Here is a 26,250-nt window from a genome sequence, read left to right on the forward strand (position 1 = left end):
CATTTTTTTTAACGGAGGGATCGTTGTGCGTATATTTGACGCTCATTGTGATGTTTTATATCAACTATTTTGTGACCAAGATGTATCGTTTGAACGCAGTCCGTCGCTACATGTAACATACGATGGATTAAAGCAGGCCGGTGTAACTGTACAAGGATTTGCCATTTATATTCCGAAACATGTAAGACCTGAGTCGCGCTTTTTTGTAGCTTTAGAGATGATTGATTATTTTTATGAGAAAGTTGTGTCACAGCCAAATATGAAAGTTGTTCGCTCAAAAAAAGAAATCGATCAACTACAACCACATGAAATTGGAGCGATGCTGACATTAGAAGGATGTGAAGCCATAGGAGAAAGTTTAACGCAATTGCGCACACTTCTTCGCCTCGGTGTTCGCTCTGTTGGCTTAACGTGGAATGACGCCAATATGGTAGCGGATGGGGCACTCGAGCAACGCGGGGGAGGATTAACAAAATTCGGTAAAGAAGTCGTTCACTTATTAAACGAACAACAATGTTGGACGGATGTATCTCATTTAAGTGAACGAGCGTTTTGGGATGTTATGGAATTAGCTCGCTATCCGATCGCTTCACATTCGAATGCATATACCCTTTGTCCACATCCTCGCAATTTGCGTGATGATCAAATTGAAGCGTTGATTAAGAAAAATGGGGTCATTGGTGTGACGTTTGTTCCCCAGTTTTTACGGCATGATGCACAAACGACAACGGTAGCAGATGTATTGAGTCATATCGACTATATTTGTTCATTAGGCGGAGAAAATCATATTGGCTTCGGATCTGATTTTGATGGTATTTTTGAAACGGTTGATCAATTGGCGAATGTTTCTCATTATACTCATTTTATTGACGAGTTGCTAAAACATTTTAAAGAAGAACAAGTGAGAAAATTTTTGTTTTGTAATTTTTACGAGCGAATCCCGCAATAAAAAACCGGAAGAAAAATTCACATTTTTGTAACAAATATGTTGCAATTTTTTTTCAATAGGGCTAGAATGAAAGCGTTTAGTATATGAAATTTTTCAAAAAATTTATTAAGCGAAATGGTAGAGCTTTTTTTGGAAAAGTGCTACACTTATAATCGTACAATGTTACGTCACAATTGATGGAACTTTAAAGGGGTGTAAGACATGATTAGTCAACTTTCATGGAAAGTTGGAGGACAACAAGGGGAAGGTATTGAAAGTACGGGGGAGATATTCTCCATTGCGCTCAACCGACTAGGCTACTATTTATACGGTTATCGCCACTTTTCATCTCGAATTAAAGGTGGTCACACGAACAATAAAATTCGTGTTAGCACAACACAAGTTCGTTCGATTGCCGATGATCTTGATATATTAGTAGCTTTTGACCAAGAGACGATTGATTTTAACTTTCACGAGTTGCGTCAGGGTGGGATCGTCATTGCAGACGCGAAGTTTAATCCGACGATTCCAGATGAGTCAAAAGCTACGTTGTATGCGGTTCCATTTACGGATATTGCAACAGAATTAGGAACAGCATTAATGAAAAACATGGTTGCAGTCGGAGCTTCTAGCGCAGTACTCGGTCTCGATATTAGCGTATATGAAGGGGTCGTTCAGGAGATTTTCGGTCGCAAAGGTGAACAAGTCGTTGCTAAAAACATGGAAGCGATCAGAGCGGGCGCTCAGTTTATGCGTGAACAACTTGGTGACAACATTCAATTAATGCAACTTGATAAGGCAGATGGCAAAAAGAGAATGTTTATGATTGGAAACGATGCAATTGCGCTTGGCGCACTTGCTGGTGGCGCTCGTTTTATGGCGGCTTACCCAATTACGCCAGCATCCGAAATTATGGAATATTTAATTAAAAAGCTTCCACAGTTCGGTGGCACGGTCATTCAAACAGAAGATGAAATCGCAGCTTGTACGATGGCTATTGGCGCAAACTATGCGGGTGTGCGCACATTGACAGCTTCCGCTGGACCTGGTCTTTCGCTTATGATGGAAGCGATCGGATTAGCCGGAATTACAGAAACACCAATTGTTATTGTTGATACGCAACGCGGTGGCCCAAGCACAGGTCTTCCAACAAAACAAGAGCAGTCAGATTTAATGGCTATGATTTACGGTACGCATGGAGAGATTCCGAAAGTGGTCATGGCGCCAAGTACTGTACAAGAAGCGTTTTACGATATGGTTGAAGCGTTTAATATTGCAGAAGAATATCAATGCCCAGTCATCGTTTTAACAGACTTGCAACTTTCGTTAGGAAAGCAAACTGTTGAGCCGCTAGAGTATGACAAAATTGAAATTCGTCGCGGCAAGCTTGTTACAGGGGAACTTCCTGAAATTCCAGACAAAGGTTGCTTCAAACGATATGAGGTGACTGAAGACGGTGTGTCACCACGCGTATTGCCGGGAATGAAAAACGGTATTCACCATGTGACAGGTGTTGAGCACGATGAAACAGGCCGTCCTTCTGAAGTAGCAGCGAACCGTATTGCACAAATGGATAAGCGTTTACGCAAGTTAAAACATATTCAATTCCCGACACCAGTTCATAAACATGTGAAGCATGAAGAAGCAGATATATTAATTGTCGGATTTAACTCGACGCGCGGGGCGATTGAAGAGGCGATGGAACGATTAGAACGCGATGGTATTAAAGTAAACCATGCTCACGTTCGTCTCATTCATCCGTTCCCGACGGAAGAAATGTTGCCGCTTGTGCAGTCAGCGAAAAAAGTTGTTGTTGTTGAAAATAACGCAACAGGACAACTTGCCAACATTTTAAAAATGAACGTTGGACATGCTGAGAAAGTATTTAACGTGTTGAAGTATGATGGCAACCCGTTCTTACCGCACGAAGTTTATACAAAATGCAAGGAGTTGTTTTAAACATGGCGACATTTAAAGATTTCCGTAATAGTATTAAACCGAACTGGTGTCCAGGTTGTGGCGACTTTTCTGTGCAAGCAGCCATTCAGCGCGCGGCTGCCAACGTTGGACTTGAACCACATGAACTTGTTGTTGTCTCTGGAATTGGTTGTTCAGGTCGTATTTCTGGTTACATTAACTCATATGGCTTCCATGGTGTTCACGGCCGAGCGCTTCCAATTGCCCAAGGGGTAAAAATGGCAAATCGCGATTTGACGGTTATTGCTGCTGGTGGTGACGGTGACGGATTTGCGATCGGAATGGGACATACAATTCATGCTATTCGACGTAACATCGACATTACGTACATCGTCATGGATAACCAAATTTACGGATTGACAAAAGGTCAAACATCACCGCGCAGTGAAGTTGGATTTAAAACGAAGAGTACGCCACAAGGGTCAGTTGAGCCAGCGTTGTCGATCATGGAAATGGCATTAACAGCAGGGGCAACATTCGTCGCTCAAAGCTTTTCTAGCGATTTAAAAGAGTTGACGCAATTAATTGAAGAGGGCATGAAGCATAAAGGATTCTCGCTCATTAACGTATTTAGCCCGTGTGTTACGTACAATAAAGTAAACACATACGACTGGTTTAAAGACAATTTAACGAGCTTAAGCACCATTGAAGGATATGATCCATCTAACCGCGAAATGGCGATGCAAACATTAATGAAACATAAAGGGCTTGTTACAGGGCTCATTTATCAAAATAAAGAGCGCAAATCATATCAAGATCTTGTGCCTGGTTATAGCGAAAAACCACTAACTGAAGCGGATTTAACAATTAGTAAAGAAAAATTTGATCAACTCGTTGCAGAGTTTATGTAAGATAGAAAAGAGGGTGGTAGAGGCCATCCTCTTTTTCATGGAAAAAACATTGTTTAAAAGCCTAGAAAATAATATACTATGTTAGTGTGCGTCTATGAACAAAAGAAAGGAGAATCATGATGAACGAAAAACAACGTTTACAGTACACAGCACAAATTGAAACAGATCATCCAACGGACAAAAAATCCGCTTTGGATGAAAATTTGCAACGTCTCAAACAAAAAACGAGTCAAGACTATGAAAAATATTTTTCAACTGTATTTGTTCCCCCATCTTTAAAAGAAGCGAAAAAACGTGGAAAAGAGGAAGTGAAATATCATAAAGATTTCTCGATCCCTGAAGAGTTTCGTGGTATGGGGAACGGTCGTAAATTTTATATTCGTACGTACGGCTGTCAAATGAATGAACACGATACAGAAGTGATGGCTGGTATTTTTATGGCGCTCGGCTATGAACCAACAGATCGCCCCGAAGATGCGAACGTCATTTTGTTAAATACGTGTGCAATTCGTGAAAATGCAGAGAACAAAGTGTTTGGAGAAATTGGGCACTTAAAGCCATTGAAGCAAAACAACCCTGATTTATTGCTTGGTGTATGTGGCTGTATGTCGCAAGAAGAATCAGTCGTCAATAAAATTTTAAAGCAATTCCAATACGTTGATATGATCTTTGGCACGCACAATATTCATCGTCTTCCGTATATTTTGAAAGAAGCCTACATGTCAAAAGAAATGGTTGTTGAAGTATGGTCAAAAGAAGGCGATGTCATCGAAAACTTACCGAAAGTGCGCAAAGGAAATATTAAAGCATGGGTTAATATTATGTACGGTTGCGATAAGTTTTGTACGTACTGTATTGTTCCGTATACGCGTGGCAAAGAGCGCAGCCGCCGTCCAGAAGATATCATTCAAGAAGTACGCCACTTAGCCGCACAAGGATATAAAGAAATTACGCTTTTAGGACAAAACGTGAATGCATATGGAAAAGACTTTAATGATATGAAATATGGTCTTGGTGATTTAATGGACGAATTGCGCAAAATTGATATTCCACGCATTCGCTTTACGACAAGCCATCCACGTGATTTTGATGACCGTTTAATCGAAGTGTTGGCGAAAGGCGGAAATTTAGTTGAGCACATTCACTTGCCTGTACAGTCGGGAAGTAGTGAAGTGTTAAAAATGATGGCGCGTAAATATACGAGTGAACAATATTTGGAGCTTGTTCGTAAAATTAAAGAAGCCATTCCAGGTGTCGCGCTTACAACGGACATCATTGTCGGGTTCCCAAATGAAACAGATGAGCAATTTGAAGAAACGTTGTCGCTTTATCGCGAAGTCGAATTTGATTCAGCATTTACGTTCATTTACTCGCCACGTGAAGGAACGCCGGCAGCAAAAATGGTTGACAACGTGCCAATGGAAGTGAAAAAAGAGCGTTTACAACGATTAAATGCATTAGTAAACGAATTTTCTGCAAGAAAAATGAAGGAATACGAGGGACAAGTTGTCGAAGTATTAGTAGAAGGGGAAAGTAAAAACAACCCGGATGTTCTCGCTGGATACACACGCAAAAACAAGCTTGTTAATTTCGTCGGACCAAAGTCTGCGATCGGTCAACTTGTGAAAGTGCGAATTACAGAGGCGAAAACGTGGACGTTAAACGGAGAAATGGTAGAAGAAACGATCGAGGTGAAATAACGTGGCGAAATATACGAAAGATGACATCGTACAGAAGGCAAAAGAATTAGCTAAAATGATTGCTGAAACAGAAGAAGTGGAAATTTTTAAACAAGCAGAAGCAAAAATTCATGAAAATGAAAAAGTGCGCACGATGATTGCTAAAATTAAATCGTTACAAAAACAAGCTGTAAACTTGCAACATTACGGCAAGGTTGAAGCATTAAAAAAAGTAGAAACGGAAATTGATGACATTTATGAACAACTATCAGAAATTCCGATTGTGGAACAATTTAAACAATCTCAAGTAGAAATTAATGATTTATTGCAACTCGTTGCATCCACCATTTCAAAAACAGTCACAGATGAAATTATTACATCGACGGGCGGAGATGTGTTGCGAGGAGAAACAGGTGCACAAGTGAAACATAGCCATTGCGGTCATTGTCATTAAAGAGTCCATTTCATATGGGCTCTTTTTTATTTTTCGTACATATTTCGAAGAAGCTGCATACAATGAACTATACGGAATGATTGTTTTTTTATGTACACTTTTAGTTTTTTCGCGCATAGGATAAAATGAACAATGCATTTTTGAGGAGGGTTTGTTTTATGTCCCAATACAGAGAAATTATTACAAAGGCGGTTGTGGGAAAAGGCCGAAAGTTTACCCAATCGACGCATACTGTTTCCGCTCAACATCGTCCAACGAGCGTGCTCGGTTGTTGGATTATTAATCATCGGTACGAAGCAAAAAAGGTAGATCGCAGTGTTGAAATTCATGGTAAGTATGATGTGAACGTTTGGTATTCGTACAACGATAATACAAAAACAGAAGTACTCACAGAGACAGTATCGTACACAGATGTCATCCCGTTAAAGTATCGTAACGAAGAGCTTATTAGTGAAGAACAAGAAGTGATTGCGCGTGTTGTTCAGCAGCCAAATTGTTTAGAATGTACGATTGCTTCAACTGGAAATAAGGTAACTGTGGAAGTAGAGCGGGAGTTCATCGCCGAGGTCATCGGGGAAACAAAGGTACGGATTGCGGTCGTTGATACATCATCAGATGAAGTAGAGGAAGATATTGAAGCGGAATTAGAACAGTTAGATGAAGAGCTTCTTCAAGAAGGGAGCAATAAAAACTAGGAAGTTTGTTCTTCCTAGTTTTTATTTTTGTTATAATAATTGAAGTCAATATTTCGGGCGTTGGAGGAAAGATTATGACTTATACACCAATGATTCAACAATATTTAGCGATCAAGTCACAATATAAAGACGCTTTTTTATTTTTTCGTCTCGGTGATTTTTATGAAATGTTTTTTGAAGATGCAATTAAAGCATCACAAGAATTAGAAATTACGCTTACAAGCCGAGATGGTGGAGGAGAAGAACGCGTACCGATGTGCGGTGTACCTTATCATTCGGCTGCTATGTACATCGAACGTTTAATTGAGAAAGGATATAAAGTTGCAATTTGTGAACAAGTTGAAGATCCAAAAACAGCTAAAGGGGTAGTGCGCCGAGAAGTTGTTCAGCTTATTACACCAGGAACGGTTATGGAGGGAAAGCAGCTTGAAGAGAAAGCAAACAACTATTTAGCCTCATTGACGTCATTTGAAGATGGTACGTACGGATTGGCGTATACAGATTTAACAACCGGAGAAAGTCGCATCACGATTCTTCATTCGTTTGAAGATGTGTTCAATGAAATTTATTCCATTGGCACGAAAGAAATTGTTGTTGCCACGACGTCTAAAGAACAATGGAAATCCTTACAAGAAAGATATGCCCTTACGATTTCATGTGAGGATGAAACGACCATCCCACCTAATTGTGCACCTGTTGTTTCACATTTGAAACAAGAAAAGTTACTTGTGACGTTTGGAAGATTATTAAATTACTTAATCAAAACACAGAAGCGAAATTTGACTCATTTGCAGCCAGTCGATCTGTACGAGGTTAATTCACATATGAAAATTGATATGTATTCCAAACGGAATTTAGAGTTAACGGAAACGATGCGAACAAAAGGAAAAGCAGGGTCCCTTTTTTGGCTTCTGGATGAGACGATGACCGCAATGGGCGGGCGTCTACTCAAACAATGGATTGATCGTCCGTTATTAGATCGTGAAACAATCGAACAGCGATTGCATTTCGTTGAACAATTTTTGATACATTATTTTGAAAGACAAGAATTACGTGAATATCTTCGCAGTGTATATGATTTAGAGCGGTTAGCTGGACGTGTGGCGTTTGGAAATGTAAACGCGCGTGATTTAATTCAATTGAAAAAGTCGTTAAAACAAGTGCCTTTCATTTCCGCGCTTCTTATGCAATTTGATGATGATCACATTCAATCATTTGCACAACAGTTAGATGCATGCGAAGAACTTGTTCAATTGCTAGAAGAAGCAATTGAAGAAAATCCACCGCTTTCTGTGAAGGAGGGTGGAATCATTAAAGATGGTTACAACCAAACGTTAGATCGATTTCGAGATGCTAGTCGAAACGGAAAAACATGGATTGCGCAGTTAGAAGCGAAAGAGAGAGAATTAACCGGAATTAAATCATTAAAGATTGGTTATAATCGAGTGTTTGGATATTATATCGAAGTAACAAAAGCTAATTTACACTTATTACCAGAAGGGCGGTATGAGCGTAAACAAACACTAGCGAATGCTGAGCGTTTTGTGACGAAAGAGTTGAAAGAAAAAGAAGCACTTATTTTAGAGGCAGAAGAAAAAAGCGTAGAGCTAGAATATGAATTGTTTGTTTCTATACGTGAACAAGTAAAACAATATATTGTACGTTTACAAAAATTAGCGAAGAACATAAGCCAATTAGATGTTTTACAATGTTTTGCTACTGTCAGCGAAAAATATAATTACTGTAAACCGCAGTTTTCTTCTGATCGTCGTCTTGTAGTGCGGCAGGGGCGACATCCTGTGGTAGAAAAAGTGTTAGGAGCCAATGTTTATGTTCCAAACGATTGTTATATGGATGATGAACGAGAAATGCTACTTATTACAGGTCCGAATATGTCTGGAAAAAGCACATATATGCGTCAAATCGCATTAACGGCGATCATGGCACAAATCGGTTGTTTTGTTCCAGCGGAAGAAGCGATATTACCGATCTTTGATCAAGTATTTACGCGCATTGGGGCGGCTGACGATTTAGTTGCAGGTCAAAGTACATTTATGGTAGAAATGCTAGAAGCACGTCATGCGATCGTTCACGCAACGCAAAATAGCCTTATTTTATTTGATGAAATTGGTCGTGGAACATCCACATACGACGGTATGGCGCTTGCTCAAGCCATGATCGAATACATTCATGATCGCATCGGTGCCAAAACGCTATTTAGTACTCATTATCACGAATTAACAGCACTTGAACAACAATTGCTGCGCCTAAAAAATGTTCATGTGAGTGCAATTGAAGAAAACGGTAAAGTTATCTTTTTGCATCAAATTAAAGAAGGTCCAGCGGATAAAAGTTACGGCATTCATGTAGCCCAATTAGCTAAGTTGCCATCAGATTTGATTCGACGGGCTGAACAAATTTTACTTGAATTTGAATCAAATTCGACACCAATCATAAAAGAGAGAAAAGAAAAATTTGAGCAGTTAAGCATGTTTGAAGAACAACATGAAAAAGTGCGCTCGGATATATCGAAAAAAGAAAAAGAAGTGATTAAGCGTATTCAGTCGCTCGATCTACTTGATATGACGCCGCTTGAGGCGATGAATAAATTATATGAAATTCAAAAGCTAATAAAATGAAAGGAGGGAGATCGTGGGGAAAATTCGTAAGCTTGATGATGCGTTAGCGAATAAAATTGCAGCAGGGGAAGTTGTGGAGCGTCCAGCTTCTGTCGTCAAGGAACTTGTGGAAAATGCGATTGATGCTCATAGCACGATCATTGAAGTAGCGTTAGAAGAAGCGGGATTAGCGAAAATTCGCGTCGTGGATAATGGTGATGGCTTAGAGGAGGAAGATTGTTTTTTAGCTTTTGAACGACATGCAACAAGTAAAATTAAAGAAGAAACAGATTTGTTTCGCATTCGTACGCTCGGCTTTCGAGGAGAGGCGTTGCCTAGCATTGCTTCCGTTTCCCATTTAGAATTGAAGACGAGTACCGGCGAAGGACCAGGGACGTGGCTCGTTTTAAAGGGCGGAGAACTTGTGCAACATGGTCGGACGAGCAGTCGAAAAGGAACAGATATTACCGTTTCTCATTTATTTTTCAATACGCCCGCTCGCTTAAAATATATGAAAACGATTCATACGGAACTTGGACATGTTGTGGATGTGATGAATCGTTTAGCGCTTGCTCATCCACATATTTCGTTTCGATTAACACATAATGGAAAACAACTGTTTTATACGAACGGAAATGGGGATGTGCGGCAAGTATTAGCAGCTATTTACGGATTTGATGTTGCAAAAAAAATGGTTGCGATTCGTGCAGAAACGCTTGATTTTACGATTGACGGCTACGTTGCTTTACCTGAAGTGACGCGTGCTTCCCGTAACTATATGACAACGATTGTAAATGGACGATATATTAAAAACTATCCGCTATATAAAGCGATTGAAGAAGGATACCATACGCTTCTTCCGATTGGACGGCATCCGATTGCATTTTTAAATATCGTCATGGATCCGCTTCTTGTAGATGTGAACGTTCATCCAGCAAAATTGGAAGTGCGTTTTAGTAAAGAAGCCGAGTTAAACGAGCTTGTCCAACAAACAATTCGCCAAGTATTTCAAAAAAAGACGTTAATTCCTGAGGTAACGGCACCGCGACTGGAAAAGCCGAAAACAGAACAACAAACGTTTTCGTTTGAACATATCGTGAAGGAATCGAATGTGATGTCACCTCGTGTAATGGAGATACATCGTGATGAAGAAAAGAAAACAGAAGAGCAAATCGTGTTAGAGAGAAGTAACGAAATCAAGCCGCTTAATGTAGAACCTGTTGTTCCAAGTGAACATGTAATAGAAGAGATGGATCAAGAACGCATTCCGCCATTATATCCGATTGGCCAAATGCACGGGACATATATTTTAGCTCAAAATGAAAACGGGCTGTATATTATTGATCAACATGCTGCCCAAGAACGAATTAAATACGAATACTTTCGTGACAAACTAGCAACCGTTACAAATGAGTTACAGCCCTTACTTATTCCACTGACGCTTACTTATTCATCAAGTGAGTATGTACTGATCGAGAGTTACCGCGACCAATTAGCTGCGTGTGGCGTGTTTTTAGAGCCGTTTGGTCATAACAGTTTTATTGTTCGCTCCCATCCTCAATGGTTTCCGAAAGGGGAAGAAGTAGAAATTATTGAGGAAATGATTAAGCAAGTGTTAACGATGAAAAAAGTAGATATCAAGCAACTTCGGGAAAAAGCAGCAATTATGATGAGTTGTAAACAGTCGATTAAAGCGAATCAATTTTTGCGCAACGATGAAATATTTGCGTTGCTCGAGTCGTTGCGTAAAACAAGTGATCCGTTTACATGTCCGCACGGTCGTCCAATTATTATTCATTTTTCTACTTATGAATTAGAAAAAATGTTTAAACGCGTCATGTAGAAAGCGGGTATTTTTTGTCCGCTTTCAAATGAAATTTTTCAAAATGAGATGATAAAATGTACATCGTTTGTCTATAATAAATGAATGTGAATTAGAGCAGAAAGTAGTGGTGTTTTATGGGAGAGAAAGTCGTTGTGTTAATTGGGCCAACGGCTGTAGGGAAAACAAAGATGAGCATAGAGCTCGCCAAGCGTTTAAACGGTGAAATCATTAATGGAGATTCGATGCAAGTATATAAAGGATTAGATATCGGGACGGCTAAAATTCGTCAAGAAGAGATGGAAGGTATCCCGCATCATTTACTAGACATAAAAGAGCCACATGAATCTTTTTCTGTTGCAGAGTTTCAGACGCTTGCTCGCTCACTTATTACAGATATAACGAAACGGGGAAAACTTCCAATCATCGTTGGTGGTACAGGATTATATATCCAATCGGTTATTTACGACTACCAATTTTCCGACGCACCTTCTAATGACGTGTATCGTCAGTCGCTTGAACGTTGTTCGTCTGATGAGTTGTATGAACAACTGAAACGTGTTGATCCTTTAAGTGCGGAACGTATTCATCCGAATAACATTCGTCGCGTCATTCGTGCGTTAGAAATTTACCATTGCACAGGAAAAACAATGACAGAATGGCTAAAAGAACAAAAACGACAACTTGTATACAACGTAGCGCTCATTGGACTGACAATGGAACGAGAGAAACTGTATGAACGCATCAACCAACGAGTAGATCAAATGATTGATCAAGGGTTGATTGAAGAAGTGAAGCGATTGTATGAACAAGGCTTGCGGAACTGCCAATCTATTCAAGCGATCGGTTATAAAGAATTATATGCGTACTTCGCTCGGGCAATTTCGCTTGAAGAAGCTATTGAGCAGTTGAAGCAAAATTCTCGTCGCTATGCAAAACGTCAGTTTACATGGTTTCGTAATCAAATGCCTGTTCAATGGTTTGACATGACCGATGATACAATATTTGAAAGGCGAGTAAATGAAATTTTGCATTACATAGAAGGAAAGTTTCACTTTCAGTCGAATATGTAGACGTAATGTAGAGAGAAAAGAGGAGGACAGAGCAATGAAAAACACAATAAACATTCAAGACCAGTTTTTAAACCAATTGCGGAAGGAAGAAACAACGGTTACTGTATTTTTACTAAATGGATTTCAATTGCGAGGACTAGTGAAAGGATTTGACAACTTTACAGTGTTACTAGAAGTGGACGGAAGACAACAATTAATTTATAAACATGCGATTTCCACATTTGCACCACAAAAAAATGTGAAAATCGAGATCGAGTAAGCTAAATCGCTCACCATGTCGGTGGGCGATTTTTTCGTTAGGCATTTGTCACGAAATGGGCGCTAACAGCGTATATTGATAAAAGAAGCAACGACGAAGGAGAGGTGACGGAGCCTTGTCAGAGTTGACAATGAAGCAAACAAAAAGTCAGATTAACATCGTCCTTAACGCAAAAAACGTCAATTACTTACCAAAAGAAGAAACGACAAATCGAATTGATTATCATCAACATGCGGTGTTGAAAGAGATTCAAAAAGAGCTAGATGAATTAGTTGGACTAAGTGAAGTGAAAAAATTAATTAAAGAAATTTACGCGTGGCTATACATTAATAAAGCGCGTCAAGCGAACGGATTAAAAGGAAATAAACAATCTCTTCACATGATTTTTAAAGGGAATCCCGGCACAGGAAAAACGACAGTAGCTCGTATTCTTGGAAAGTTATTTTTAGAAATGAACGTTTTATCTAAAGGGCATTTTATTGAAGCAGAACGTGCTGATTTAGTTGGTGAATATATTGGTCATACGGCGAATAAAACGCGCGATTTAATTAAAAAAGCACGGGGAGGCATTTTATTTATTGATGAAGCATATTCGTTGGCGCGTGGAGGAGAAAAAGATTTTGGAAAAGAAGCAATTGATACGTTAGTAAAAGGAATTGAAGATTTTTCTGACGATTTAGTCGTTATTTTAGCAGGATATCCGGCTGAAATGGACTATTTTTTATCATTGAACCCAGGCTTGCCATCACGTTTTCCGTTAATGCTCGAATTTCCTGATTACACAACGGAAGAGCTTGTACAAATCGCAAAACAAATGCTCCATATAAGAGAATACGAACTTACTTCTGAAGCGGAGCGAAAGTTGCGCGAACATATTGAACAACTACTAGCTGGGGGATATCAAAGAAAGTTTAGTAACGGTCGCTACATTCGAAATTTGATTGAAAAAGCAATTCGGAAACAAGCGGTACGTTTGTTGCATGAAGGGCGCTATGATAAAAAAGAATTGATGATTATACGAGAACGCGATTTAGTTGTTGAATGAATAGGGAAGGGGAACCTTTCCTATTTTTTATGTGAGTAAGGAAGGGTTTCTTTTTTATTTGTAGAATATAATCTGAAAATAAAAAATATTATTTATATTAATACAAATAGATAAGGAGGAGGTTGTTTTGTATTTAGCGATTGGTGAAGTGTTCGAACAGACAGTAAGAAAGTTCCCGAAAAAAGAAGCGCTCGTTGATGTTCGTACAGGACTTCGCTATACGTACGAACAATGGGCAAAAGAAGTGGGGAAACTTGCAAACGCTTTCTTAACAGCAGGGGTGCGAAAAGGAGATCGTGTATCGACCGTGTTATTTAATACGGCAGAGCTTGCGACTGCTTTTTTTGCGTGCGCAAAAATCGGCGCTGTCTTCAACCCGATTAATTTTCGTTTACGACCAAAAGAAATCGCTTACATTTTAACGGATGCTACCCCAAAAATCGTGTTGTTTGAACAAGCAGTCGAACCACAAATCACAGCCATTCATCATGAATTTCCACACATTTCTTTTTGGATGATTGACGGACAATCACCAACGTATGCTGTTTCTTATCACGAACAAATCGAGCGTGCAAGCGATGAACTTCCAGCCATCGACGTTTCCGAAAATGATTTGTATGCGATCATGTATACAAGCGGAACGACAGGACGGCCAAAAGGAGTGATGCATCGACACCGCGACATGATCGAACAAAGTTTAATTTGCAATTCGGTGATGCGCATTCGCGAAACAGAGCGGGGGCTTGTCACCGCACCGATGTTTCATTGCGCGGAATTGCATTGTTGTTTCCTCCCACGCGTCCATGCTGGCGCAACGAACGTCATTGTTCATCATTTCGACCCGAAACAAGTATTAACCGTCATCGAACAAGAACGAATTACCGTGTTATTTGCTGCACCGACGATGTGGAATATGCTTTTGCAAGAAAAATTGTCAGATTACGATTTATCCTCACTTCGCATCGGTTTGTATGGAGCCGCTCCGATGGCGCCAGTGCTTGTAAAAGAATGCAAAGAGCGGTTAGGCATTGATTTCATCCAAGCGTACGGCATGACGGAAATGGGTCCAGCGGTAACGTTTTTATACGAAGATGAGCAGTTAACGAAAGCAGGATCTGCCGGACGCGCATGCTTAAACCACGAAATTCGCATCGTCAAACCGCGCGAAGACGGCCCATCCGATCCAGACGACATCTTACCTCCGGGACAAGTTGGCGAAATTATCGTCAAAGGTCCATGCATGATGGTCGGCTACTACAATCGCGAAGATGCGACGGAAAAAGCGATGTATAAAGGCTGGTATCATTCTGGCGATCTAGGCTACATGGATGAAGACGGCTATTTATACGTAGCTGACCGCGTCGACGACATGATTATTAGCGGCGGCGAAAACGTCTATCCGCGCGAAGTAGAAGACGTGCTTTACGAGCATGAAGGAGTACTTGATGTTGCGGTGCTTGGCGAGCCGGATGCGCTATGGGGAGAAAAAGTCGTTGCTTTCATCGTCAAAAAAGACCAACAGCTTACCGCAGAACAATTAGAGGCGTTTTGCAAACAAAGCGACAAACTCGCCCCGTACAAACGACCGCGTGCGTACTATTTTGTCGAAGCACTGCCACGCAATGCGAGCGGAAAAATTCAAAAGTTTTTGTTGCGAGAGCAAATGAAAAAAATGGCACAATCATAGGACGGTGGGAAAATGGCAGCGACGTATTTGCACGAAGAGCATCATATCTTTCGTGAGGCGTTCCGAAAGTTTTTGCAAAAAGAAGCGTATCCATTTTATGCCGACTGGGAAAAACAAGGGATTATCCCGCGCGAGTTTTGGTGGAAAATGGGGGCAAACGGGTTTCTTTGTCCGTGGGTAGATGAAACATATGGTGGATTTGGTGCCGATTTTGGCTATTCAGTCGTCATCAATGAAGAGTTAGAAAAAGTAGGGTCAAGCCTTGTCGGCATCGGCTTGCATAACGATATTGTCGTTCCATATATCGCCTCATATGGAACGGAAGAGCAGAAGAAAAAATGGTTGCCAAAGTGTGTATCTGGAGAAATCATTACCGCCATTGCGATGACCGAACCAGGAGCAGGTTCTGATTTAGCAAGTATCCAAACAACAGCGGTAAAACAAGGCGACCATTATATTGTCAACGGGCAAAAAACGTTTATTACAAACGGCATTCATGCCGATTTAGTCATCGTCGTTTGCAAAACGAACCCGAGTGCGAACCCACCGCATAAAGGCATGAGCCTCCTTGTCGTCGAAAGAGGAACGCCAGGATTTACACGAGGCCGGAAGCTAGAAAAGGTGGGATTGCATGCCCAAGATACCACCGAACTATTTTTCAGCGATGCAAAAGTCCCGGCGGAAAACTTGCTTGGGGAAGAAGGAAAAGGGTTTTACTATTTAATGGAGAAATTGCAGCAAGAGCGGCTCATCGTTGCGATTGCTGCGCAAACAGCGGCAGAAGTGATGTTTGACTTAACGAAACGGTATGTGAAAGAGCGTACGGCGTTTGGGAAAACGATTAGCCAATTTCAAACGGTTCAATTCCGGCTCGCAGAAATGGCGACGGAAATTGCGATCGGGCGTGCGTTTCTTGATGATGTCATCGAACAACATATCGCAGGCAAAGACGTCGTGGCAAACGTATCAATGGCGAAATGGTGGATGACGGAAATGGCAAAGCGTGTCGCTGCGGAAGGAATGCAGCTTCATGGCGGCTATGGCTATATGGAAGAATACGAAATTGCTAGACGTTACCGCGACATTCCGGTAAGCGCCATTTATGCCGGAACGAATGAAGTAATGAAAATGATCATTGCCAAACATCTTGGATTGTAGGGGGGATTTTATTGCTGGATGGAATTAAAGTGATTGATTTTTCCCATTATCTCCCCGGGCCGTTTGCTAGCCTTCGCTTAGCGGATTTAGGAGCGGAAGTAATTAAAATCGAGCCGAAAACAGGTGACCGGATGCGGGGGCTAGCTGCTGGCTGCCTTTTTGACGCGAACAATAAAAACAAAAAAAGCATCGCGCTAGATTTGAAAAATACCCGAGATGTTCAAACAGCGCAACACCTCATCCGCCAAGCCGATGTCATCATCGAAAGTTTCCGCCCCGGTGTCATGAAAAAGCTTGGACTTGGCTATGAAGAAGCAGTGGCTCTGAATCCATCGATTGTGTATTGCTCGATTAGCGGGTATGGCCAACATAGCCGATATGCGCCGTTCGGAAGCCATGACTTAAATTATATGGCGCTTGCCGGTGTTTTAGCCCAGCTAAAAGCGGGCGACCGTCCGATTCACCCGACGATAACGTTCGCCGATCTTATCGGCAGCATGCATGTCGTCGAACAAATTACCGCTGCCTTGTATGCACGCGAACGGACGGGGAAAGGGCGTTATATAGACGTTGCCCTTGTTGACGGTTTGCTTTCGATGATGACAAACCATTTTGTAGTAGAACACTATACGGGGCAAAAAAACGGGATTCCTGTATTAGCTGGCACGGTTGTGTCGTATCATCTGTATGAAACGAAAGACGGGCGGTATATGGCGCTTGCCGCGCTGGAAGGGCATTTTTGGCGCAATTTTTGCGACGCAGTCGAAAAGCCAGAATGGTATGAAGGACATCTATCGGCAGCCTGTGATGACAATCCTCTCTTTCTAGAAATAAAGCAGTTGTTTCGCACGAAAACGTTCCAACAATGGATCGATTTTTCGCAACAAGTCGATTGTTGCTTAACGCCGGTATTAGAAACGGATGAAGCGAAAACGTGGTTTGCAAGTGATACGCACCGAAACATGATTCATATCGATAACGACCAAATCGAAGTAGCGACCCGTTACGATGAGCAGTTTTTTACGAAACGTACACGAGCACCAAAGTTAAATGAACATGGGGGAGTGCATGCATATGATGAACGTTCCATTAAATATTGCGACAATGCTTGAACGGGCAGAAATGTTTTTTCCGAAAAAACAAGTCATTTCGCGGATGAAGAACGGGCTTGTCCGCTATACGTATAAAGAAATTGGCGAACGGACGAGAAAGCTTGCGAGTGCACTACGAACGCTTGGCGTCCATACAGGAGACCGAGTCGGTACATTTGCGTGGAACCATCATCGCCATTTAGAAGCGTATTTTGCCATTCCAGGCATTGGGGCGGTGTTGCATACGATTAACATTCGCCTGTCGCCGCAACATATCGCGTATATTATTAACCACGCCAACGACCGGGTGCTATTGATTGACGACGACTTATTGCCGCTCATTGAACGGGTGAAAGACGAAATAAACGTCGAGGCGTTTATCATTATGACCGATGAACCGACGCTTCCGAAGACGACGCTTGCGCCCGTTTATCATTATGAGGAATTGTTACAACAAGCCGAGCCGATTTCATTTGTCAAAGATATCGACGAGCATCATCCTGCTGGCATGTGCTATACGTCCGCGACAACTGGGAATCCGAAGGGCGTATTATACTCCCATCGCGGCATCGTTCTCCATAGCATGGCGTTAGGGCTTGCCGATAGTGCGGCGCTATCGGAATCGGATGTGGCGCTGCCAGTCGTGCCGATGTTTCATGCGAATGCGTGGGGCTTGCCGTTTGCGGCGGTTTGGTTCGGGACGACGCTTGTCATGCCAGGGGCGGCATTTACACCGAAAATATTGGCCGAACTGATGGAGCAAGAAAAAGTGACGCTTGCTGCTGGTGTGCCGACCGTTTGGCTTGGCTTATTGAACCAGTTGGAAAAAGGCACGTACGATTTACGCAGCGTAACGCGCATTTTATGTGGCGGTTCAGCAGCGCCGAAAGGAATGATTCGCGCCTTTGAAGAAAAATACGGCATCCCGTTCGTGCACGCCTACGGCATGACAGAAACGAGCCCGCTTGTCGTCTTGTCGCGTCTAAAAAGCTACCAGCAGCACGTATCGAACGAAGAAAAATTGGACATTCGTGCGAAACAAGGCTTTCTTGTCCCAGGGGTAGAAATGAAAGTGATCGGCAAAGACGGCGAAGTGGCGTGGGACGGAACGGAAATGGGTGAACTATGCTTGCGCGGCCCGTGGATTGCCGATGAATATTATAACGACGAGCGAAGCAAAGACGCGTTTCGCGATGGATGGCTATATACAGGCGATGTCGTGACAGTAGACGAAGAAGGGTTTATTAAAATCGTCGACCGGACAAAAGACGTCATTAAAAGCGGCGGGGAATGGATTTCGTCTGTCGACTTAGAAAATGCATTGATGGCGCATGAAGCGGTGTTTGAAGCGGCGGTTGTTGCCGTGCCGCACCCGCAATGGCAAGAGCGACCGATCGCTTGCGTGGTAGTGAAGGAAGGAAAACATGTGACAAAAGAGGAACTATACGACTTTTTACGTCCGCAATTTGCGAAATGGTGGCTGCCAGATGAAATCGTCTTTATGAACGAAATTCCGAAAACAAGTGTCGGAAAATTTTTGAAAATGAAATTACGTGAACAATTGCGCGATTATTTTACAAACGTTCAATAGGGGGAGTAACGATGCAAATAATGGCTGTCATCGGTGCTGGCTTAATGGGAAGCGGCATCGCCCAGTCGCTAGCGATGGGCGGAAAAACGGTTTATTTATACGATATTTCCGAAGCGGCGCTTGAAAAAGGAATGCAGTCCATTCAAAAAAGCCTTTCTCGTTTTGTAAAGGCTGGCAAACTACAAGAACAAGAGGCAACGGCTGTCCTTGCTCGCATTCAAACCGAAACGAACTTGCAAGAAGCAGTAAAAGAAGCGGACGTTGTCATCGAAGCGGTGCCAGAACATTTGCCGCTCAAAAAACAAGTGTTTGAACAGCTTGACCGTTATGCGAAACAAGAAGCCATTTTAGCAACGAATACGTCGGAATTAAGTGTTACGGCGATTGCTGCAGCGACCAAACGTCCGAGCCAAGTCGTCGGCATGCATTGGTTTAACCCAGCGCCAGTCATGAAGCTCATTGAGATCGTCAAAGGAGTGGCAACATCCGAACAAACGATCGAAGCGATCCAGCAACTGTCCGAAGAAATTGGCAAAGAAACGGTTATCGTAAAAGATATGCAAGGATTTGTGACAACAAGAGCGATTGCGGCGCATATGATTGAATGCATTCGCATGTATGAAGAAGGAGTCGCTTCCGCTGAACATATTGACAAAGCGATTCGCCTCGGGCTGAATTACCCGATGGGACCGCTTGAACTTGCCGATTTAGTTGGGTTAGATACGATGCTATTTGTCAGTGAAAATATGACAGAAGCATATGGCGACCGATTCCGTCCGCCGCAAACGCTTCGTAAACTTGTCGAGGCGGGGCATCTTGGACGAAAAACAGGCAAAGGATTTTACACATATCAATGAAAGAAGGGAAAGATATGCGCGAAGTGGTGATTGTCGAAGCGGTACGCACTCCTGTCGGCAAGCGAAACGGGGTATTTCGCGACAAACATCCTGTTCACTTAGCAGCTGTGGTGCTCGATGAAGTTGTCAGACGAGCGGGGATTGAAAAACAGATGATCGAAGATATTGTGATGGGATGTGTAACGCCGATTGGCGAACAAGGCTACAATATCGGGAGATTAGCGGCATTAGAGGCAGGCTTTCCAGTGGAAGTGCCGGCGGTGCAAATCAACCGGATGTGCGGTTCGGGCCAGCAAGCGATCCATTTCGCCGCTCAAGAAATTAAATCAGGCGATATGAATATTACGATTGCGGCTGGTGTCGAAAGCATGACGAAAGTGCCAATTTTAAGCGACGGAAACGAGCGAACGATTCCACCGTCGCTCCATGAAAAATACGAATTCGTCCACCAAGGCGTTTCTGCCGAACTGATTGCCGAAAAATACGGATTGACAAGAGAACAGTTAGATGAATATGCGTATGAAAGCCATCAACGGGCGCTTCGGGCGCAAGCGGAAGGTCGTTTCACCGAAGAAATCATACCCGTCAACGGGCTTGATAAAGACGGCAACGATATCATCGTAACAGCCGATGAAGGGCCGCGCCAAGATACATCGCTTGAAGCGCTAGCGGCGTTGAAGCCTGTTTTTAAACAAAATGGGAAAATTACCGCTGGAAATGCGAGCCAAATGAGCGATGGTGCGGCCGCGGTGCTATTGATGGAGCGAAAAACAGCTCTTCGCCTCGGCTTGAAGCCGAAAGCAAAAATCGTCGCCCAAACAGTCGTCGGCTCCGACCCGACATACATGTTGGACGGCGTCATTCCAGCGACGAAAAAAGTATTGCAACAAGCGAACCTCACCATTGGCGATATCGACCTTGTCGAAATTAACGAAGCGTTCGCATCTGTCGTTCTCGCCTGGCAAAAAGAAATCGGTGCACCGCTTTCGAAAGTAAACGTCAACGGCGGTGCCATCGCCTTAGGTCACCCGCTTGGCGCAACGGGAGTCAAACTCATGACATCGCTCGTTCACGAACTCGAACGACGAAAGGGGCGCTACGGCTTGTTAACCATTTGCATCGGACACGGTATGGCAACAGCGACCATTGTGGAAAGAGGGGAAGGATAAAAAGCAGGAACCTCCTTTGAGGTCTCCTGCTTTAGTTGTTTGTTTTTAACGATTTATTTGGCAATTTCCAGTTGTATGTATACGATAAAATGCGCAATGCCGCAACGACAATAAACAATACATACAAGCTAATTGGAGAATGTGCGATGCCGGTTCCGACCGCAACGCCCGCTAAAATCGCCCAAACGGCATAAATTTCATCACGCAATACGAGAGGTTTTCTTCCTGCTAATACATCGCGAATCATTCCGCCTCCACTTCCAGTCAATACAGCAGCAACAATGACTGCACTTAACGGGCGATTCATTTGAACAGCATATAATGCTCCTTGAATGGCGAAGGCTGACAACCCGAGAGCATCAAAAAAGTTTCCCCAACGTTGCCAATGTGGTAGCATTTTGTGTGGGAACAAATAGACAATAGTCATCGCTAGAAACGCGATGAAAAAAAGAGTTTGTTGTTGCCAAAGAACAGATACCGGTACACCAATTAATACGTTTCGCACAGCACCGCCTCCGAATGCAGTTACAATTCCGAGAATGTATACACCTAAAATATCGTACTCCTCTTCCATAGCGACAATCGCTCCGCTAATCGCAAAAGCAATCGTACCGATCATACTTAATACTTCCCAAGTCATCATCGCAATCCTTTCTGTTATGTAACATTACGTTAAAATTTTATGTATAAAATATAAAAAAATCAATGATCATTTTTCAGACATAGCGCTTTTAAATTAGATTTGTTATGATGAGAACAGATGTTCAATAGGAAAGAGGGGAAATATGGAAAAGGAACGAGTCATTATTGTTGGATGCCAATTGCCACATGTGGATGATGAACGATTTTCGTATTCGCTAGAAGAGCTTGCTTCGCTCGTTCATACAGCAAATGGCGAGGTAGTCATTACCCTTACGCAAAAACGGGACACGATTCACCCGGCTACATATATCGGAAAAGGAAAAGTCGACGAGCTAGTGCGTCTTGTCGAACAATTTGAGCCAGATGTCGTCATTTTTAATGACGAACTTTCGCCAAGCCAAAACCGTAACTTAACAAAGTTGTTAAACGTACGCGTCATTGACCGAACGCAGCTTATTTTAGACATTTTCGCAAGCCGCGCGCGCTCCAAAGAGGGAAAATTGCAAGTCGAACTTGCCCAACTGCAGTACATTTTGCCGCGCTTAAGTGGACAAGGCGCAGAACTTTCTCGATTAGGCGGTGGAATTGGAACGAGAGGACCGGGAGAAACGAAGCTCGAAACAGACCGCCGTCATATTCGCCGTCGTATCGATGAAATTAAAGCGCAACTAAAAGTCATTGTTGAACATCGCGAACGATACCGCGAGCGGAGGAAGAAAAACGCGGTGTTTCAAATTGCGCTTGTCGGCTATACGAACGCCGGTAAATCAACGCTTTTTAACCGTCTAACGAACGCGGATGCATTTGAAGAAAATTTACTGTTTGCTACACTAGATCCGCTCACAAGAAAACTTGTGCTGCCAAGCGGTTATACCGTGCTGTTGACGGACACGGTCGGCTTTATTCAAGACTTGCCGACAACGCTCGTCGCAGCGTTCCGCTCGACGCTAGAAGAAGTAAAAGAAGCTGATTTTATTTTGCATATTGTCGATTCATCGAATCCGGATTATATTCAACATGAACAAACCGTTTATCGCTTGCTTGAGGAGTTGGAGGCGACAACGATTCCGATTGCAACGGTTTATAACAAACGTGACATTGTCCTTCCAAGTTTTGTCCCAAGCCCGAAAACCGATTATATGTTAGTGAGTGCGTTCTATGAACAAGACGTTCAAAACTTGTGCCAATTTATCGAAGAAAAAATAACTGAAGCAATGGAGCATTACAACGTGACAATTCCAGCGTTTGAAGGAAAATTGCTTGCACAGCTAAAAGCAGAAACGATTGTGCGACGCATGCACTACAACGAACAAAGTGGCATGTATGAATGCAGCGGCTATTTATTGCGAGAACATCCACTTTTGTTACAACTAACAACATATCAAAAATAGAAAGGGTTTTTTTATGTTTCAACATTTAACACATGGAGAAATGATTTCTGCACTCGTTAAAGAAATTGAAGCACAAATTGCACCGATTCATCGGGCGATTGACGAGCGCATTGACTATAATCAATATCGCGTATTACAAAGCTTTCGTCGTCATCAAGTCAGTGACGCACATTTTATTCCATCGACAGGATATGGCTATGATGACTTAGGACGCGACACGCTTGAAAAAGTGTATGCGGACGTATTTGGTGGGGAAGCGGCGCTCGTTCGTCCACAAATTATTTCTGGTACGCACGCCATTACAATTGCTTTATTCGGCATTTTACGTCCAGGTGATGAGCTTTTGTACATTACCGGCAAACCGTACGATACGCTCGAAGAAATCGTCGGTATTCGCGGCAAAGGAATTGGCTCGTTAAAAGAGTTTCATATTGGCTATAACAGCGTGTCGCTCACCTCGGAAGGAAAAGTCGATTTTGCAGCGGTTAAACAAGCGATTAACGAACGAACGAAAATGATCGGCATTCAACGCTCGAAAGGGTACGACCCGCGTCCGTCGTTTACGATTGAGGAAATCAAAAAAATGATTGATTTTGTCAAAGCGATCAAACAAGACGTCGTTGTGTTTGTCGATAACTGTTACGGGGAATTTGTCGAAGAGAAAGAGCCGTGCCATGTCGGGGCAGATATCATCGCTGGTTCGCTTATTAAAAATCCAGGTGGTGGATTGGTGAAAACGGGAGGATATCTCGTCGGTAAACGCGAATATATCGAAATGTGTGCGTATCGGATGACATCGCCGGGAATTGGGGCGGAAGCGGGGGCTTCGCTGTACAGTTTGCAGGAGATGTACCAAGGCTTTTTCTTAGCGCCACATGTTGTTGGACAAGCGTTGAAAGGCGCGGTTTTTACCGCGGCCATGCTTGAACGTATCGGGATGAATACGTATCCGACATGGAACGCAACACGTACAGATTTAATTCAATCGGTCCAATTCGATGATGCAGAACAAATGATTGCATTTTGCCAGGCGATTCAATTTGCATCACCAGTCAATGCGCACTTTACCCCATACCCAAACTACATGCCAGGATATGAAGATGATGTCATTATGGCAGCAGGGACGTTTGTGCAAGGGGCAAGTATCGAGTTATCTGCTGATGGACCGATTCGCCCACCGTATGTCGCTTACGTGCAAGGAGGATTAACGTATTCGCACGTCAAAATCGCTGTTTGTATGGCGATTGATCAGTTACTTGAAAAGCGTTTGATTCAATTATAAAATATTTCAGAAAAAAATATGTGATGAAATATAACATATCATTGACATATAAAATAACATAGAATAAAATGAAAATACGTATTATGTGAGGAGGGGTCGACATGAATAGTCACATTCGTCGCTCCATGCCGCTATTTCCTATCGGTATTGTTATGCAGTTAACTGATTTATCAGCGCGACAAATTCGTTACTATGAAGAACACGGTCTCGTTTCACCTGCGCGAACAGAAGGCAATCGTCGGTTGTTCTCGTTTAATGACGTGGATCGGTTGCTTGAAATTAAAGATCTAATCGAGCAAGGTGTTAATTTGGCAGGTATTAAACAAATTTTTGCCGCACGCCAACAACAGCATACGGAAACAACGCCATCTGTTGCACCGAAAGTAATGAAGCAAGATTTGTCAGAAGAGGAGTTGCGTAAATTGCTGCGTGCCGAGTTAATGGAAGCAGGCCGTTTTAATCGCGCCTCGCTTCGTCAAGGAGATATCGCTCGCTTTTTTCACTAAAAATTTATGTTTTTTAACATAAATGATCTTTTTCATTTTGGGGGAGGAATATGTATGGGTAAGTACACAAAAGAAGACATTTTTCGTATTGTAAAGGAAGAGAATGTAAAGTATATTCGCTTGCAGTTTACCGATATTCTCGGCACCATTAAAAACGTGGAAATTCCAGTAAGTCAGTTACAAAAAGCGCTCGATAATAAAATGATGTTCGATGGTTCATCGATCGAGGGGTTTGTTCGCATCGAAGAATCGGATATGTATTTATATCCAGACTTAGATACATTTGTTATTTTCCCGTGGACAGCTGAAAAAGGAAAAGTGGCACGTTTTATTTGTGACATTTACAACCCAGATGGTACACCATTTGAAGGATGTCCGCGTTATAACTTAAAACGTGTATTGAAAGAAATGGAGGAGCTTGGATTTACTGAGTTTAACTTAGGTCCAGAGCCGGAGTTTTTCTTATTTAAGTTAGATGAAAAAGGAGAGCCGACGTTAGAATTAAACGATAATGGTGGTTACTTTGACTTAGCACCAACGGATTTAGGTGAAAACTGCCGCCGTGATATCGTATTAGAGCTAGAAGAGATGGGCTTTGAAATTGAAGCATCTCATCATGAAGTTGCGCCAGGGCAACATGAAATTGACTTTAAGTATGCGAATGCGGTAAAAGCGTGTGACGACATTCAAACGTTTAAACTCGTTGTCAAAACGGTCGCGCGCAAACACGGTTTACACGCAACATTTATGCCAAAACCACTCTTTGGTGTGAACGGTTCGGGTATGCATTGTAATTTATCGCTCTTTAAAAATGGTGAAAATGCCTTCTTTGATCCAAACGGCCAATTGCAATTAAGCGAAACAGCATTGCAGTTTATTGCAGGTGTGTTAAAACACGCGCCAAACTTTACAGCGGTAACGAACCCAACAGTAAATTCATATAAACGTCTCGTTCCAGGATATGAGGCACCTTGTTACGTTGCGTGGTCGGCACGTAACCGTAGCCCGCTCATCCGCATTCCGGCATCACGCGGCATGAGCACACGAATTGAAGTGCGCAGTGTGGATCCTGCAGCTAATCCATATTTGGCCATGGCTGTATTATTGGCAGCCGGACTAGATGGAATTAAAAATAAACTAACACCGCCTGCACCAGTCGATCGCAACATTTATGTGATGACAAAAGAGGAACGCTTAGAAGAAGGTATTGTTGATTTGCCTGCAACATTAGCAGAAGCGCTCGAAAACTTAAAATCGGATGAAGTGATTGTCAATGCGCTTGGTAAACATTTATTCGAACACTTCGTTGAAGCGAAAGAAATTGAATGGGATATGTTCCGCACGGCAGTACATCCGTGGGAACGTGAGCAATATATGAGCCTTTACTAAAAAAGCTAACGGTTTTTCCGTTAGCTTTTTATGGTGTGCTCGGCATGGGTGCAATCTATAGGGTGAAAGTCCCGAACTGCGAAGGC

Annotated in this window: 22 protein-coding genes; 21 read left to right on the top strand and 1 reads right to left on the bottom strand. The window is 42.5% G+C overall.

Features of this window, described 5'->3' with window-relative positions:
* Positions 1-25: 25 nt before the first annotated feature.
* The 17 genes from CS060_RS05930 (at position 26) to CS060_RS06010 (ending at position 20,954) form a co-directional block, all read left to right on the top strand.
* Positions 26-949, top strand: coding sequence for a dipeptidase (locus CS060_RS05930; RefSeq protein ID WP_052025540.1), 924 nt, complete (start codon positions 26-28; stop codon positions 947-949).
* Positions 950-1,150: 201 nt separating this feature from the next.
* Positions 1,151-2,887 (top strand): 2-oxoacid:acceptor oxidoreductase subunit alpha, encoded by a 1,737-nt coding sequence (locus CS060_RS05935; RefSeq protein ID WP_035047399.1) that lies wholly within the window; start codon positions 1,151-1,153, stop codon positions 2,885-2,887.
* A 2-nt stretch (positions 2,888-2,889) separates the two neighbouring features.
* Positions 2,890-3,756, top strand: coding sequence for a 2-oxoacid:ferredoxin oxidoreductase subunit beta (locus tag CS060_RS05940; protein ID WP_035047487.1), 867 nt, complete (start codon positions 2,890-2,892; stop codon positions 3,754-3,756).
* A 119-nt stretch (positions 3,757-3,875) separates the two neighbouring features.
* Positions 3,876-5,456 carry a tRNA (N6-isopentenyl adenosine(37)-C2)-methylthiotransferase MiaB gene (gene miaB / locus CS060_RS05945; protein ID WP_035047485.1) on the top strand — a complete coding sequence of 527 codons (1,581 nt, stop codon included), beginning with the start codon at positions 3,876-3,878 and terminating at the stop codon, positions 5,454-5,456.
* 1 nt (position 5,457) lies between these two features.
* Positions 5,458-5,889: a YlbF/YmcA family competence regulator gene (locus tag CS060_RS05950; protein WP_099668776.1), complete on the top strand. Its 432-nt coding sequence runs from the start codon at positions 5,458-5,460 to the stop codon at positions 5,887-5,889.
* Positions 5,890-6,047: 158 nt separating this feature from the next.
* Positions 6,048-6,584 (top strand): outer spore coat protein CotE, encoded by a 537-nt coding sequence (locus CS060_RS05955; protein ID WP_035047397.1) that lies wholly within the window; start codon positions 6,048-6,050, stop codon positions 6,582-6,584.
* A gap of 74 nt (positions 6,585-6,658) precedes the next feature.
* Entirely contained in the window at positions 6,659-9,223 is a 2,565-nt protein-coding gene (gene mutS / locus CS060_RS05960) for a DNA mismatch repair protein MutS (RefSeq protein WP_099668777.1), read from the top strand.
* Positions 9,224-9,236: 13 nt separating this feature from the next.
* Positions 9,237-11,045, top strand: coding sequence for a DNA mismatch repair endonuclease MutL (mutL, locus tag CS060_RS05965; protein WP_035047395.1), 1,809 nt, complete (start codon positions 9,237-9,239; stop codon positions 11,043-11,045).
* 116 nt (positions 11,046-11,161) lie between these two features.
* Positions 11,162-12,097: a tRNA (adenosine(37)-N6)-dimethylallyltransferase MiaA gene (gene miaA, locus CS060_RS05970; protein ID WP_035048460.1), complete on the top strand. Its 936-nt coding sequence runs from the start codon at positions 11,162-11,164 to the stop codon at positions 12,095-12,097.
* Between the two features lie 34 nt (positions 12,098-12,131).
* Positions 12,132-12,356, top strand: coding sequence for an RNA chaperone Hfq (hfq, locus tag CS060_RS05975; protein WP_012575112.1), 225 nt, complete (start codon positions 12,132-12,134; stop codon positions 12,354-12,356).
* Positions 12,357-12,471: 115 nt separating this feature from the next.
* Positions 12,472-13,401, top strand: coding sequence for a stage V sporulation protein K (spoVK, locus tag CS060_RS05980; RefSeq protein WP_099668778.1), 930 nt, complete (start codon positions 12,472-12,474; stop codon positions 13,399-13,401).
* 127 nt (positions 13,402-13,528) lie between these two features.
* Entirely contained in the window at positions 13,529-15,088 is a 1,560-nt protein-coding gene (locus CS060_RS05985) for a fatty acid--CoA ligase (protein ID WP_099668779.1), read from the top strand.
* A 12-nt stretch (positions 15,089-15,100) separates the two neighbouring features.
* The gene (locus tag CS060_RS05990; RefSeq protein ID WP_035048454.1) at positions 15,101-16,246 is read left to right on the top strand and encodes an acyl-CoA dehydrogenase family protein; all 1,146 of its coding nucleotides are present in this window, start codon (positions 15,101-15,103) and stop codon (positions 16,244-16,246) included.
* Positions 16,247-16,257: 11 nt separating this feature from the next.
* The gene (locus CS060_RS05995; protein WP_035048452.1) at positions 16,258-17,358 is read left to right on the top strand and encodes a CaiB/BaiF CoA transferase family protein; all 1,101 of its coding nucleotides are present in this window, start codon (positions 16,258-16,260) and stop codon (positions 17,356-17,358) included.
* A complete protein-coding gene (locus CS060_RS06000; RefSeq protein WP_035048449.1) occupies positions 17,321-18,928 on the top strand; it encodes a long-chain fatty acid--CoA ligase in 1,608 nt (535 codons plus the stop codon). Before CS060_RS05995 ends, CS060_RS06000 begins: the two co-directional genes overlap by 38 nt.
* An 11-nt stretch (positions 18,929-18,939) precedes the next feature.
* Positions 18,940-19,785 (top strand): 3-hydroxyacyl-CoA dehydrogenase family protein, encoded by an 846-nt coding sequence (locus tag CS060_RS06005; RefSeq protein WP_035048447.1) that lies wholly within the window; start codon positions 18,940-18,942, stop codon positions 19,783-19,785.
* Positions 19,786-19,799: 14 nt separating this feature from the next.
* A complete protein-coding gene (locus tag CS060_RS06010; RefSeq protein ID WP_035048464.1) occupies positions 19,800-20,954 on the top strand; it encodes a thiolase family protein in 1,155 nt (384 codons plus the stop codon).
* Between the two features lie 31 nt (positions 20,955-20,985).
* Here CS060_RS06010 and CS060_RS06015 read toward each other — a convergent pair whose 3' ends face one another.
* Positions 20,986-21,594, bottom strand: coding sequence for a trimeric intracellular cation channel family protein (locus CS060_RS06015; RefSeq protein WP_035048444.1), 609 nt, complete (start codon positions 21,592-21,594; stop codon positions 20,986-20,988).
* Between the two features lie 145 nt (positions 21,595-21,739).
* On the opposite strand from CS060_RS06015, the gene hflX reads away from it, so the two are divergent.
* The 4 genes from hflX (at position 21,740) to glnA (ending at position 26,164) form a co-directional block, all read left to right on the top strand.
* Positions 21,740-22,987 (top strand): GTPase HflX, encoded by a 1,248-nt coding sequence (gene hflX / locus CS060_RS06020; RefSeq protein WP_035048440.1) that lies wholly within the window; start codon positions 21,740-21,742, stop codon positions 22,985-22,987.
* Between the two features lie 13 nt (positions 22,988-23,000).
* On the top strand, positions 23,001-24,269 hold the full coding sequence (locus CS060_RS06025; protein WP_035048435.1) for a methionine gamma-lyase family protein: 1,269 nt from the start codon (positions 23,001-23,003) through the stop codon (positions 24,267-24,269).
* Between the two features lie 101 nt (positions 24,270-24,370).
* Positions 24,371-24,775 carry a MerR family transcriptional regulator gene (locus CS060_RS06030; protein WP_035048433.1) on the top strand — a complete coding sequence of 135 codons (405 nt, stop codon included), beginning with the start codon at positions 24,371-24,373 and terminating at the stop codon, positions 24,773-24,775.
* 54 nt (positions 24,776-24,829) lie between these two features.
* Positions 24,830-26,164 carry a type I glutamate--ammonia ligase gene (gene glnA, locus CS060_RS06035; RefSeq protein ID WP_035048431.1) on the top strand — a complete coding sequence of 445 codons (1,335 nt, stop codon included), beginning with the start codon at positions 24,830-24,832 and terminating at the stop codon, positions 26,162-26,164.
* Positions 26,165-26,250 lie beyond the last annotated feature (86 nt).

This window comes from Anoxybacillus flavithermus (assembly GCF_002742685.1).
Classification (GTDB): Bacteria; Bacillota; Bacilli; order Bacillales; family Anoxybacillaceae; genus Anoxybacillus; species Anoxybacillus flavithermus_E.

Bases quoted from the DNA above. Each gene is read 5' to 3' on its own strand.
- CS060_RS06015 (WP_035048444.1), bottom strand. From the start codon at position 21,594: ATGACTTGGGAAGTATTAAGTATGATCGGTACGATTGCTTTTGCGATT.
- CS060_RS06005 (WP_035048447.1), top strand. From the start codon at position 18,940: ATGCAAATAATGGCTGTCATCGGTGCTGGCTTAATGGGAAGCGGCATC.
- CS060_RS06000 (WP_035048449.1), top strand. From the start codon at position 17,321: ATGATGAACGTTCCATTAAATATTGCGACAATGCTTGAACGGGCAGAA.
- mutS (WP_099668777.1), top strand. From the start codon at position 6,659: ATGACTTATACACCAATGATTCAACAATATTTAGCGATCAAGTCACAA.
- CS060_RS05935 (WP_035047399.1), top strand. From the start codon at position 1,151: ATGATTAGTCAACTTTCATGGAAAGTTGGAGGACAACAAGGGGAAGGT.
- hflX (WP_035048440.1), top strand. From the start codon at position 21,740: ATGGAAAAGGAACGAGTCATTATTGTTGGATGCCAATTGCCACATGTG.
- CS060_RS06010 (WP_035048464.1), top strand. From the start codon at position 19,800: ATGCGCGAAGTGGTGATTGTCGAAGCGGTACGCACTCCTGTCGGCAAG.
- miaB (WP_035047485.1), top strand. From the start codon at position 3,876: ATGAACGAAAAACAACGTTTACAGTACACAGCACAAATTGAAACAGAT.
- CS060_RS05940 (WP_035047487.1), top strand. From the start codon at position 2,890: ATGGCGACATTTAAAGATTTCCGTAATAGTATTAAACCGAACTGGTGT.
- CS060_RS05990 (WP_035048454.1), top strand. From the start codon at position 15,101: ATGGCAGCGACGTATTTGCACGAAGAGCATCATATCTTTCGTGAGGCG.
- CS060_RS06025 (WP_035048435.1), top strand. From the start codon at position 23,001: ATGTTTCAACATTTAACACATGGAGAAATGATTTCTGCACTCGTTAAA.
- hfq (WP_012575112.1), top strand. From the start codon at position 12,132: ATGAAAAACACAATAAACATTCAAGACCAGTTTTTAAACCAATTGCGG.
- glnA (WP_035048431.1), top strand. From the start codon at position 24,830: ATGGGTAAGTACACAAAAGAAGACATTTTTCGTATTGTAAAGGAAGAG.
- CS060_RS05955 (WP_035047397.1), top strand. From the start codon at position 6,048: ATGTCCCAATACAGAGAAATTATTACAAAGGCGGTTGTGGGAAAAGGC.
- CS060_RS06030 (WP_035048433.1), top strand. From the start codon at position 24,371: ATGAATAGTCACATTCGTCGCTCCATGCCGCTATTTCCTATCGGTATT.
- miaA (WP_035048460.1), top strand. From the start codon at position 11,162: ATGGGAGAGAAAGTCGTTGTGTTAATTGGGCCAACGGCTGTAGGGAAA.